This window comes from Albibacterium profundi, from assembly GCF_042159835.1.
GTDB lineage: Bacteria > Bacteroidota > Bacteroidia > Sphingobacteriales > Sphingobacteriaceae > Albibacterium > Albibacterium profundi.
In genome coordinates, this window is record NZ_JBBVGT010000002.1 from 356,504 (window position 1) to 368,782 (window position 12,279).

10 protein-coding genes are annotated in these 12,279 nt (G+C 41.3%); 7 read left to right on the forward strand and 3 right to left on the reverse strand.

Annotated elements, in window-relative coordinates:
- Nucleotides 1–121 precede the first annotated feature (121 nt).
- On the reverse strand, nucleotides 122–1,657 hold the full coding sequence (locus tag WKR92_RS02885) for a SulP family inorganic anion transporter (protein WP_375556329.1): 1,536 nt from the start codon (nucleotides 1,655–1,657) through the stop codon (nucleotides 122–124).
- A 254-nt stretch (nucleotides 1,658–1,911) separates the two neighbouring features.
- Here WKR92_RS02885 and WKR92_RS02890 point away from each other — a divergent pair, with 254 nt between their 5' ends.
- The 5 genes from WKR92_RS02890 (at nucleotide 1,912) to WKR92_RS02910 (ending at nucleotide 7,255) form a co-directional block, all read left to right on the forward strand.
- A complete protein-coding gene (locus WKR92_RS02890; RefSeq protein WP_375556330.1) occupies nucleotides 1,912–2,262 on the forward strand; it encodes an MmcQ/YjbR family DNA-binding protein in 351 nt (116 codons plus the stop codon).
- Between the two features lie 2 nt (nucleotides 2,263–2,264).
- Nucleotides 2,265–2,894 (forward strand): LysE family translocator, encoded by a 630-nt coding sequence (locus WKR92_RS02895; protein ID WP_375556331.1) that lies wholly within the window; start codon nucleotides 2,265–2,267, stop codon nucleotides 2,892–2,894.
- 73 nt (nucleotides 2,895–2,967) lie between these two features.
- Nucleotides 2,968–3,726, forward strand: a complete 759-nt coding sequence (locus WKR92_RS02900) for a YebC/PmpR family DNA-binding transcriptional regulator (protein WP_375556332.1) — start codon at nucleotides 2,968–2,970, stop codon at nucleotides 3,724–3,726.
- 124 nt (nucleotides 3,727–3,850) lie between these two features.
- Nucleotides 3,851–6,532: a TonB-dependent receptor gene (locus tag WKR92_RS02905; protein ID WP_375556333.1), complete on the forward strand. Its 2,682-nt coding sequence runs from the start codon at nucleotides 3,851–3,853 to the stop codon at nucleotides 6,530–6,532.
- A 72-nt stretch (nucleotides 6,533–6,604) separates the two neighbouring features.
- Nucleotides 6,605–7,255, forward strand: a complete 651-nt coding sequence (locus WKR92_RS02910) for a carbonic anhydrase (protein ID WP_375556334.1) — start codon at nucleotides 6,605–6,607, stop codon at nucleotides 7,253–7,255.
- Nucleotides 7,256–7,262: 7 nt separating this feature from the next.
- Here the strand turns inward: WKR92_RS02910 and WKR92_RS02915 are convergent, their stop codons facing one another.
- Entirely contained in the window at nucleotides 7,263–9,536 is a 2,274-nt protein-coding gene (locus tag WKR92_RS02915) for a GH92 family glycosyl hydrolase (RefSeq protein ID WP_375556335.1), read from the reverse strand.
- 233 nt (nucleotides 9,537–9,769) lie between these two features.
- Between WKR92_RS02915 and WKR92_RS02920 the strand changes: the two genes are divergently transcribed.
- The gene (locus tag WKR92_RS02920; protein WP_375557949.1) at nucleotides 9,770–10,624 is read left to right on the forward strand and encodes a methylated-DNA--[protein]-cysteine S-methyltransferase; all 855 of its coding nucleotides are present in this window, start codon (nucleotides 9,770–9,772) and stop codon (nucleotides 10,622–10,624) included.
- Nucleotides 10,625–10,641: 17 nt separating this feature from the next.
- The gene (locus tag WKR92_RS02925; RefSeq protein WP_375556336.1) at nucleotides 10,642–11,535 is read left to right on the forward strand and encodes a macrolide 2'-phosphotransferase; all 894 of its coding nucleotides are present in this window, start codon (nucleotides 10,642–10,644) and stop codon (nucleotides 11,533–11,535) included.
- 19 nt (nucleotides 11,536–11,554) lie between these two features.
- Here WKR92_RS02925 and WKR92_RS02930 read toward each other — a convergent pair whose 3' ends face one another.
- Entirely contained in the window at nucleotides 11,555–12,166 is a 612-nt protein-coding gene (locus WKR92_RS02930; RefSeq protein ID WP_375556337.1) for an alpha-ketoglutarate-dependent dioxygenase AlkB family protein, read from the reverse strand.
- Between the last annotated feature and the right edge of the window lie 113 nt (nucleotides 12,167–12,279).

Consider the following 12,279-nt stretch of genomic DNA (forward strand, 5'->3'; position numbering starts at 1 on the left):
ATTATAGAGGCATTATGACAAGGTAGTTAAATATAATTAATTTAGGTTATTTTTTCTTTATTAGTTTATAGAGTACGTTATCAACTAGTTCCGTTCTTTCCAACCTACCAGTCGCTATAGTTTATCCTCTCGGCATTACCTTATAGGTAGGATCTTCCTGTATATTGACTTCAATAAAGCCGTTGGCATTTTCCAGTAGGCGTATACAGTCGCCACTTAAATGCCTTAATACCACCGTCTTATTATGCTGCTTATATTTGTCGATGACATTTTTTAGCGCTTCAATTGCTGACATATCAGCTACCCTGGATTCTTTAAAATCAATGATTACCTTATCGGGGTCATCCGCTGTATCGAACTTCTCAATAAATGCACTCGTACTGCCAAAAAATAATGGCCCGTATATTTCGTATACCTTATTACCAAACTGATCGACCGACTTTCGTGCACGTATTCTCTTGGCATTATCCCAAGCAAAAACCAGAGCCGATATAACAACACCTATCAAAACCGCTAAAGCCAAATTATGTAATACAATCGTAATCACGGCAACCAATATACCCACGAAAATATCTGATTTAGGCATTTTCGTAATAATACCGAACGAGATCCATTTGAACGTACTGATCGCCACCATCATCATCACGCCGACGAGCGCAGCCATCGGAATCTGCTCGATCACTGGACCACCGACCAAAATCACAAAGAGGATTGTCAACGCTCCTATGATCGCCGATATCCTTGTTCTACCACCCGCATCTAAATTAACGAGGGTTTGTGCTACCATAGCACACCCTCCCATGCCGCCAAAAAAACCGTTCACAACATTGGCCGTTCCCTGTGCCACCGCTTCCTTATTCGACTTACCTTTCGTATTCGTAATGTCATCAACCATGTTGAGGGTTAGCAAGGATTCAATTAAACCAACACCTGCCATTACTAAGGAATACGGAAAAATTATTTTTAGACTTTCTATGGTAAAAGGGACAGTCGGAATGTGAAAGGAAGGAAAAGCTCCGCTCACCGACGCAATATCGACGACCTTTTTAGTGTCAATATCCCAAAAATAAACAAGCCCGAATACGACCACAATCGCAACCAAGGAGGAAGGTACGATTTTAGTTAGACGCGGAAAAATGACGACGACAAGGATTGTTAGTATGGTTAGGCCAGCCATGATATAGAAGGCGCCCCCCTGCAACCAGGTACCTACTCCATTTTCGACAACCTTAAATTGCTCTACCTGTGCCATAAAGATAATGACTGCTAGGCCGTTCAAAAAGCCGTACATCACGGGTTGCGGTATGAGCCGAACGAACTTACCCAGCTTAAATAGGCCAACAAGAAGCTGCAGAACACCTGCTAAAACAACCGCTGCGAATAGATATTCCACCCCGTGCGAAACCACTAAAGCTATTAATACTACCACCGTCGCCCCTGCCCCTCCGGACACCATACCGGGCCGTCCACCCAGGACAGCTGTCACAATACCCATTAAAAAAGCAGCATACAAACCAGTAAGAGGTGTTAGTCCGGCCAGGATAGCAAATGACAAGGATTCAGGGATCATGGTCATGGCAACCGTTAAACCTGCTAATACCTCATTTTTATTATTGATACTGCCGAAATTTGAGGTATTAAATAGGTAGTTTCGCATATTTCAAAGCCCGTTAATAAGACAATCTGTATTAAAGGGCGCAAATATAAGAAATACCTTCTACTTCAAATATGCCTCTGTCAGTCCCACCCAATACGCTGCTCCTAAAGGCAATATCTCTTGGTCGAAAACATATTGTGGGTGGTGGAACCATGCTCAACTTAGTGGTTTGCTTTATAGATCATCGGCTTATTTCTTAAATTGAAAAATTGCTACCTTAGTCCGTACGATATTTTTCTTTTTAAAGAAAAGCCATGAATATAGAAGAATTAAGAACCTACTGCCTAGCCAAAGACGGCGTGACGGAAAGCTTTCCATTCGGACCCGATACATTGGTTTTCAAAGTGGGCGAGAAAATATTTTTACTAACCGGCCTAGACTCCCATCCGCTTTCTTTCAATGTAAAGTGTGACCCCGAACGTGCAATAGACCTTCGTGAACAATACCCCGACAGCGTTTTCCCCGGTTACCACATGAATAAGAAACATTGGAACACAATACAAGTCAACGGAGAACTGACACGCATCCAATTGCAAGAGTTGATTGACTTCAGTTATGACCTAGTTGTCCGCTCCTTACCACGAAAAATGAGAGAACGAATTTAGAAATGGAGCTAGAACTGATCCTATCTTTCCTTGGAGCGTCCATCATGTTGACGGTCATGCCCGGTCCGGACATTATTTATGTACTTACCGAAAGCCTCTCAAGAGGACAAAAAAACGGGATTGCCTTATCTCTCGGGCTCGTTTCCGGCGTATTTGTTCACACACTGGCGGCAGCAGCTGGCATATCAATCATTATTCAACAGTCAGCTGTGGCTTTCTCCGTAATCAAGTACATCGGAGCAGCCTATTTATTCTATTTGGCGTTTATGGCTACTAAAGAAAAAAAAGTGAATGTTAATCTTGCAGATTCAAAGTCTCCTGCCTTAGAAAACAAATACAGACTCGTTAGAAAAGGTTTTTTAATGAATGTCACCAACCCTAAAGTTGCTCTTTTTTTCATCGCCCTTCTACCACAGTTTATTACAGCAGACGGCTTCAATATTTCACTTCAAATGATCATACTCGGACTCATCTTCGCCCTCCAAGCATTGATCATTTTTGCAATGGTAGCGATGCTATCTGGACGTTTAACGAAATACTTAATCGACAGTAAATTCTGGAAAATTACCAAGTGGACTAAGGTATGCGTCCTAGCAACCTTGGGTTTAGCATTGCTCTTCGCAAGGAAATAACCCTGTGATATTAAGATATGTCTTCGATATGTCTTATATTGGAGATTTTTGAAACTTTAAATTATTTTTCTTCATGGCTGGACATAGCAAGTGGGCTAATATTAAACATAGAAAGGGCGCGCAGGACAAAAGACGCAGTAAAATATTTACGAAGGTTTTAAAAGAGATTACCGTTGCAATAAAAGAGAATAACAACAACGGTGACCCAGAAACAAACCCGGCATTGCGTAACGCACTACTCAACGCTAGGGGCGTGAATATGCCCAAAGACAATATTGAACGAGCGATAAAGAAAGCAACAGGTGCCGATGCGGACAACTATGAATATATGTCGTTTGAGGGTTATGGTCCTCATGGTATCGCATTTTTTATTGAGTGCATGACAAATAATACAAACCGAACGGTTGCGAGTGTCAGATCTATATTTAATAAGAACAACGGTTCGCTGAGCACCAATGGTTCGGTGGAATTTTTATTCGAGAGGAATGGTGTTTTTACAGTTCGTAAGGATGCTCTTTCGCTCGACTTAGAGGAACTGCAACTTGAGTTAATTGAGGCGGGAGCTGTGTCATTTGACAATGATGTTGAATTTTTCACTATCTATACAGAGTTTGAGGAATTTGGCACCATGTCTACAAAATTAGACTCTTTGAATATCGAAGTACAAAATGTAGAATTACAGCGTATACCACTTGTTACGAAAACCTTGGATCTAGAAGACTCTAAGGATATCATTAAACTCATCGACGCTTTCGAAGACGATGACGACGTTCAGAACATTTTTCACGACCTAGAACTTACCGAGGAGCTAATGGAACATTTGCAAGAATAATTATTACCCTTGCAATAGGCGCACTGCACTGTTAAATATCTGTTAAAATCTTAGATAATTTAAATAAATTATCTAATTAATCTTATATTGACGGCGTAATTAACCAATTTACGACGCCTAAGACATGAAATATTTCCTTTCGTTGATAGCGATCTTGTTTATCAACCAACTATACGCTCAAAATGATGCTAAAATTGAAGGGCGTGTATTTGATCCCAGTTTACAACCCTTGGAGCGGGCAACAGTTTCTATCATAGCGGAGCAAGATTCATTGGTATTGAGTTATGCACTAACCGATGGAAAGGGCAAGTTTGAGTTTGTTCGTTTGCCGAGTGAAAAACCACTCATCTTGTATGTTTCTCACGTAAACAGTGCTTCCTATGCAAAAAAACTGATCTTAAAACCAGAAGAAGAACTCATGCTCGATAGCATCATTATGGAAGGACATATGATGGAGGAAGTTGCTATCACCGCCGCCGCACCCATTCGTTTAAACGGTGACACACTCGAGTATAAAGCCGACTATTTCAAGACAAGACCGAATGCTAGCGTAGAAGAATTATTGCTGCTGCTGCCTGGTTTACAAGTCAATGCAGACGGATCAATTTATTATCAAGGCAAGCAGGTATCAGGTGTCAGAGTCAACAACAAGGACTTTTTCGCTCACGATCTGACTATCGCAACACGTAATCTAGATGCATCCTTAATTGACATTGTACAGGTTATCAAAGACAAAGGAGAATCAAAACGAGAAGTACTCGACGATTCTGAGTTACCAATCGTCCTCAATCTAAAAATGAAGAAGGAGTTTTTGAAAGCTAACTTCGGAAAGTTCTATGGTAGCGCTGCCACACGAGATCGCTACGAATCCGGCGCATTACTCAATGCATTTAGGGACACTCTTCAGGTAAGCTTTATCGGCTTTGCCAACAATATCGGAAAGCAAGGCTTTGATTACTCAGAATTAAGTCGTTACGGAGGTTTTGGCCGCGCAGAAAACAACCGCTTCGTAATGTACGGGTCGAACGGTCTGATGAATCAAATATCGGCAGGTATTAATGTCAATTACGACATTGCTAAAAAACTGAAAGCCAATTTAATGTACAACTACGGTCAGCGGAGTTATTATAGCGATAGTCGTAACAATAGTCAATCATTCTACAATGAGATCCGAGAAGAATCACTCAGTACGAATCGTTCGGAAAATGATCAGTTTGAGCATGAAATCAGAGGCTTTGTGCGTTACTATTTTGATACGACCGCTCATTTTTCCTTCGATGGTCGAGTTGACTTAAGCAATCGGCGTGCAGTAAATGAAGGTTCCGGCGAAAGCTGGCGAAACATCGACGAACCGGTGACCAACACACAGTATCAAAATAACAATGATCATATTAATCATGGCTACCGACAGACGATTCGTTTCGAGAAAAAGTTTGAAAATAAATGGCTCCTATCCTATAACCATTCATTGAGCAATAATCAGATCGGAGCTGATAATATGAGCGCATCGTTAAATCGATACTATCTATTCAACGATAGTTTAATTGATCAAGAAAACCTGCGGGCAACAACTGAATCGATCTTTAACACGACCAACAAAATCAACCTGCAAATTCCAATCAGCAAAAGTGTGAACTTTGATATATTCACCGAATATTCACTCAAAAATGAAAGTAGCAAAGAAGATATCCAAATCCGACTGAATTCTGATGACTTCGAAAATAGAAACGATGTAGCGAATAACAAGGGATTGAAAAATTTATTTTTTTACGTTGGAACTCAATGGAATATTAAAGCGATCAAAAACGTACCGATCACCGTTGGTGCACGTTGGCTATCGCTGGAAAACAAATTCGACTATTACGGCCGAATGGATAATAGAAGCAACAAACACACCTATTTACTGCCTCGAGTCGACATCAATTTTAAAGGCTTTCGTGTAAGTTATTCTAAACAAGTGAACCCACCTAGTTTTTATCAGTTGGTCGTTGTCGATTCAGACCTCTATCCAACAAGCTATACCTATGCAAGCCCTTATTTTGACAACGTGGTTGAAGACCAATACAGCATTAACTACAATAAGTATTTCCAAAAGTTGAAAATGAGTGTTTATTTTTACGGGCGCTACAGTCTTTCAGATCACGATGTGGCCCAAGCCAGAACCTATGATACTGAAAACAGCTTCTCAACAAACAGGAGCTACCAAGTCGGGGCAACGGATGCCATCTATTCGAGCGGCAATGTGTCGAAAACATTTCTCCAAAACAATACATGGAAGCTTTCATATTCTGTAAATTACTACGGAAGTTGGTCTGAACGATACTCCAATGTTAATCGCGAAGAAAACATAGCAGATCAATTTTATGGTAGTGTAAATAATTCAATCAATTTATCTTATAAAGACATCGTGACTTTCCGTCCGAATTACGGCCTGCAGCTCAATCGAACAATGTTCCAAATTGAGTCAGAAAATTTCCGTAACACAACAAACGCAGAGCACAGTGTCGGTGCTTCCTTGCTTTTCAGTAATATCAAAAAATTCAGATTGGAAAGTTCATATACCCTTAAAAATCAAATAAGTGGACTGAATAATGAAAGACAAAACCTACATATACTGAATACATCGATATATTACCCGGTTCTCCAGAAAGGAGAGTTGAAGTTCACAGCATTTGACATCCTCAACCAAAATGCTTCGAGCTACTTTTCATCTTATTCAAATACCACGAGATATTCCACGACATTAACGTTAAGGCAATACTTTATGCTGGGTTTTGTTTACAAGTTTTTGACTACGGGTGATTAGAAATAATTAAAATCGCGATCCGCATACACCATAATTTCATAGTTTTTCTACATTTGTAGAAATCCTATAAATATGCGACTACACAACATCGAAGATCAACGTTCTGTGACTCCCGAATTAGCTTTGTCTTTTCTTAAAGAAGGAAACGAGCGTTTTGTTAGTAATTTAAAATCCAATCGGAATCTGCTGGAACAGGTCAATGAGACGAAGAACGGTCAATTTCCTTTCGCGGCAGTTTTAAGTTGCATAGATAGCCGAACGTCGGCCGAACTGATTTTTGATCAAGGACTGGGTGATATTTTCAGTATTCGTATCGCCGGAAATGTCATCAGCGACGATGTGATCGGATCGATGGAATTTGCTTGTAAACTTGCGGGGTCTAAACTGATTGTAATATTAGGTCATTCTAGATGCGGAGCAATAACCGGCGCATGCAAGGAAACAAAACTAGGTCACTTAACCAATCTTCTCGAAAAAGTAAATCCTTCTATAGAGTATGTGAAGCAAAATCATACCGAAACAGAGATTGATTCCGCTGAAGGCATCAACCTAGTAGCTTCCCGTCACGTAGAACATACCATTGAAGAAGTATTACAGAAAAGCCCAATACTTAATGAGATGTACAAAAATGGCGAAATCGGTATCATAGGGGCGTTTTATAATGTAGAGACCGGTCAGGTTGATTTCTTAAAAACCTTGTTCTTAGAACCAAGCACGGTGTAATCAGCGATTACTTTATACTACTCAATGAAAAAGGCCGAGAGGACGGATCAACACCGCGGCTTTTGTTTGGCGTATTTCCCATTTCAAAAACCAGCTCTCCGCCGTTTGATATGTCCGCGTACCGTATGTAGTTTTTATCATAGGGTTTACCGTTGAGCGTAGCCGATTGGATGTAAACATTTTCGGGAGAATTATTATTAGCTATAACGCTAAAGACACGACCGTTCTCTAGTTCGATACTAGCTTTCTCGAATACCGGACTCCCAATTACATACTCATCGGTTCCAGGGCATACGCTGTAAAAACCAAGGGCACTCAGAACATACCATGATGACATAGCGCCCTGGTCTTCGTCTCCCGGGTATCCTTGCTCTGTAGCGTTATATAGCTGAGAAGTGATCATTCGCACCCTTTTCTGGGACTTCCACGGCTGGCCGCTAAAATTATACAGGTAAGCCACGTGTTGTGCCGGCTGATTCCCATGAGCATATTGCCCCATGTTGGCCAAGAGCATTTCCTTCATTTCGTGGATTTCCTTTTTATAGGTGCCGTAATTGATATCTTGAGGCATGGTGAAAAGAGAGTCTAATTTAGCATTAAAGCGGTCTTCCCCACCGATCAGATTAATCAATCCGTTAATATCGTGAAAGACCGACCAAGTGTACTGCCATGCATTTGCCTCTGTAAATGGCCCGCCCCACTCTACCGGATCAAAATCGGGCATCCACTCTCCATTGGCCAAGCGGCCGCGCATAAAGTTTACCCGCTCATCAAACACATTCTTGTAATTGTACATCTGACGTGCGAAAATATTCTCATAAAATGTATTTCCCGTCATTTTAGCCAGCTGATATGCACAAAAATCATCATACGCATATTCCAGCGTTTTGGCAGTTGATTCATGGATAGGGTCATAAGGGATATAACCTTTGGTAAAATACTCCTTCCATCCTTCACGACCGTTTGACCCTCCCCAGAAACCTTTGTTCGTAGCTTCATGATAATAAGCTGCCAAGGCACTATCGGGATCAAAGGTCCGGATATCTTTAACCCAAGCATCTGTGAGTAACGATATTGCGTGATTTCCAATCATCACACCTGACATGCCGGGGTTCGACCAGGTAGGAAAAAAACCTGCTTGATCCTGAGCATCCAACAGCGATTGCATATAACGCCCTTGCATCTCGGGATGCAAAATATTGCTCAAAGGGAATTGCGCGCGAAAGGTATCCCAGAAACCATTATCTGTATACATATAACCCTCGTAAATTTCTCCGTCGTAAGGACTGTAATAATAGGGCTCGCCCGCTTCATTCAGATCATAGAATTTACGGGAAAAAAGATTAGCCCTGAACAGACATGAATAAAAAGTTGCCTTTTCCTCTTCTGTACCACCTTCTACAGCTACCCTGTTCAATAAATCGTTCCAAACTGTAAATGCTGCATCTTTCGTCGCTTCTAAGTTTTTCGCTTTAGCAAGTTCCTGATCAAAATTCAACTGTGCCTGTTCCGGACTGATAAAAGAGGACGCTATTTTGACTTCAACCTGCACACCTGGTTTGAATTCCAGATAAGCACCATAACCTTTGCCGGAACCAGAAGCATTGCCCTCATGAATATTACCGTCCACATTCTCCCAAGTACCATAACTTTTAAATGGCTTATCAAATTCCAGAACAAAATAATTTTTAAAATTACCCGGCACAAAGCGGCCGTTGTTTACCCAACCTATGATCTTACGTTCTTTCGGGAAAACCGTCACCTCGCAATCCTTTAAAAAACCATCTAAAACTAGAAAAGCATCGTTACCCTTCGGAAATGTAAAACGCATATGTGCACCCCGTTCAGTTGGGCTCAACTCCGTTTGAATGCCATTGTCAAACTTCACGGAATAATAATGTGGCTTGGCAGTTTCATTCTCATGTTTAAACGCCAGCGCCCGTTCATCTTCATTCACCTTTAGAGCTCCTATACCCGGCATCAATGAAAATACGGCATAATCGTTCATCCAAGGGCTGCACTGATGTACCTGTTGAAAACCGCGAATCGTCGTTGCTTTGTATTGATATTTCCAACCATCCCCATTTTTTCCAGTCTGCGCGGAATAGAAATGCTGACCGAAAGGCAAGCCCACTGTCGGGTAGGTGCTGCCGTACGACAGCGCCCATTCGGAATCCGTTCCTTGCAGGGTATTAACATATTTGACCAGATCAGGCTTTTGAGCACTTGAGAGGTTTAACCCCAATACTCCCCACAGAACGATGATAAAAAAACACTTCATGACAACAGTTTAGATTTTAAGATGGCCTTATCATCGCAAGATAAAAACGTATTAGGAAATAAAAAAGCCAAGCTAAATCATTTTTGATTATTTGTACCTTTGAATAATCGTAATTGTATAAGGTCGCCAATAACCACGCGTCCTTTCTTGATGTTCAAGAGATACATTCAGCAAGTTTCGGGTTTTATGACTTACACATAATTCGGACTTTAGTGATCAAAATAGAAGCAACGATGACCAGTCAACACGAGTTAAATTACAAGCGAATTGCTGAAGCAATCGAATACATTAAAAATAATTTCAAGGAACAACCCAGCTTGGAAGAGGTCGCATCGAAAGTACACCTGAGCCCATTTCATTTTCAACGGCTATTCGTGGATTGGGCGGGCACGACACCAAAGAAGTTCTTACAATACATCAGCATTGAACACGCCAAAAAAATACTTCTTAATCACCAAGCGACACTTTTTGATACAGCCTTCGAAACCGGACTTTCGGGAACCGGTCGATTACACGACTTGTTTATCCGCATCGAAGGGATGACACCGGCAGACTTTAAAAACGGAGGTAAAGATCTTACTATCAATTATGATTTTGCCGACAGCCCCTTTGGCAAATTAATCATAGCATCCACACAAAAAGGAATTTGCTATATGGCGTTTGAGACGGATGAAAGTCGGGCTTTATCCAACTTGAAACTTAAGTTCCCCCATGCAACTCTCCATCGCCAATCAGATCAAATCCAACAGAATGCGCTGTCTATTTTTGAGGACGACTGGACGAAATTACCAGAAATAAAACTGCACTTTAAAGGGACACCCTTTCAAATGAAAGTGTGGGAGTCACTCCTAAAAATACCTATGGGACAGCTTTCTACGTATGGGCGAATTGCCCAACAAATTGGCACACCAAAAGCTTCCAGAGCGGTAGGAACCGCTATCGGCAGCAACCCGATCGCGTTCCTTATTCCTTGTCACCGCGTGATTCAGTCGTCCGGAAACGTGGGCGGCTATATGTGGGGAAGTACTCGGAAGACAGCGATCATAGGCTGGGAAAATGCTAAAACAGAATCCTTGGAAATACAATGATAAAATCAAATAACAAAATGGAAATACGAGATATCTTAAAACTAGCCGAGGAACATGGCCTCCATCTTAAAGATGAAATGAGCTTCAATGAAATGGGTATAGACTTCAAGATTGTTTTCGCTACTGCAATTGACAATACGAGTTGGGTGCTGCGAATTCCTCGAAGAGGCGATCAGGAGAAACAAATAGAAAAGGAGAAAAATATACTTACCCTAGCAAAAAGGCACCTTAACATAGCCGTTCCCGATTGGAAGATAGCGAGCTCGACACTTGTTGCCTATCCCCTGTTAGAAGATAAACCGGCCCTAACCTTTGACGCACAAACTTATGATGTGACCTGGAATATCGATAAAGACGATCCACACTTTGTCAAATCATTAGCAAAAGCATTGGTGAAACTGCATCAGATACCGACTCATGAAGCTGAAGCAGTGAACTTGAAAATTTTGACTCCTGATATGCTCAAACAAGAAGTATTGGATCGTATACAAACCGTAAAAAGCGAAATAGGTATAAATCCCAACCTGGAAACGCGTTGGATGAAATGGCTTGACAGCGAAGCACTTTGGCCAGATTTTACAAGCTTTATTCATGGAGACCTATACGCAGGCCATATCTTAGCAACTTCAGAAGGCGACGTAAGCGGTTTCATCGATTGGTCTGAAGGTCAGGTCAGCGATTCATCGATTGATTTTGCAGGCCATATTGCTGCTTTTGGAGAAAATAGTTTGAGAGACTTGATCAGCGAGTATCAAAAGTCGGGAGGGCGTACTTGGGAAAAAATGTTAGAACAGGCTATAGAGCGTCATGCCTCTGCACCCTTAAACTATGGCCTATTCGCAGTTTTAACAAAAAGCGATGCCCATATTGAAGCTGCTAAAGTCCAACTCGGGGTGGCCACCATGACTTAAATAGCCTAAAACTAGCCTATCAGTCTACAATCGTCCGGAATGTCAAGTTGATGCGAGGTTTCATGATTCGCTTCGTGGGAGGCAGTCGATGCAACCAGTATGTCTGTGTAGTATCCTTCATTACCAATAGGCTACCATGTTCTAAAATCAATTCGATCTTTTCCTTAGTCTCTTTATGCTTAAACGCGAACTTACGTTCTGCACCGAAACTCAACGAGGCGATTGCCCCATTCCTTTTCAGATCCTTTTCTCCATCACTATGCCACGCCATCCCCTCTTCACCGTTGTGATATAAGTTGAGCAAGCATGAATTAAACGTGTCGCCAGTTTCGCTTTCAATAACTTTTTTCAATGTCAACAAATCATCTGTCCACTGTAATGCCCGTTTCGTCGTGTTCGAATATGTATACTCGAATGGTCTTTCACCATACCAGGCTACTTTACGTTTTGTTATAATCTTTTTTCCTAAAATGATTGCTTCATCATTTCTCCATTCGATGGTCTTCAATAAGCTGTCCAGATAGTTATCCGCCTCCTGCTGGCTGAAAAGTCTACCGTAGTAATTTACGGTCCCATCTCTAGGCAAGAGGTTTTTTGTTTTATCGAAGCTATTTCCAAATAAATCCATCATTCCGTAATTCTATTTTCCTACTTTTTAAATCTGTCACATTCTAACGTTCAGACTTGTCTTGTTAATATATTTATGGCATCTGAACACCAATTGGAAGTTTTGGATTTCATCGG

Coding starts and splice junctions, on each gene's coding strand:
- WKR92_RS02885 (WP_375556329.1), bottom strand. CDS start 1,657: ATGCGAAACTACCTATTTAATACCTCAAATTTCGGCAGTATCAATAAT.
- WKR92_RS02890 (WP_375556330.1), top strand. CDS start 1,912: ATGAATATAGAAGAATTAAGAACCTACTGCCTAGCCAAAGACGGCGTG.
- WKR92_RS02895 (WP_375556331.1), top strand. CDS start 2,265: ATGGAGCTAGAACTGATCCTATCTTTCCTTGGAGCGTCCATCATGTTG.
- WKR92_RS02900 (WP_375556332.1), top strand. CDS start 2,968: ATGGCTGGACATAGCAAGTGGGCTAATATTAAACATAGAAAGGGCGCG.
- WKR92_RS02905 (WP_375556333.1), top strand. CDS start 3,851: ATGAAATATTTCCTTTCGTTGATAGCGATCTTGTTTATCAACCAACTA.
- WKR92_RS02910 (WP_375556334.1), top strand. CDS start 6,605: ATGCGACTACACAACATCGAAGATCAACGTTCTGTGACTCCCGAATTA.
- WKR92_RS02915 (WP_375556335.1), bottom strand. CDS start 9,536: ATGAAGTGTTTTTTTATCATCGTTCTGTGGGGAGTATTGGGGTTAAAC.
- WKR92_RS02920 (WP_375557949.1), top strand. CDS start 9,770: ATGACCAGTCAACACGAGTTAAATTACAAGCGAATTGCTGAAGCAATC.
- WKR92_RS02925 (WP_375556336.1), top strand. CDS start 10,642: ATGGAAATACGAGATATCTTAAAACTAGCCGAGGAACATGGCCTCCAT.
- WKR92_RS02930 (WP_375556337.1), bottom strand. CDS start 12,166: ATGATGGATTTATTTGGAAATAGCTTCGATAAAACAAAAAACCTCTTG.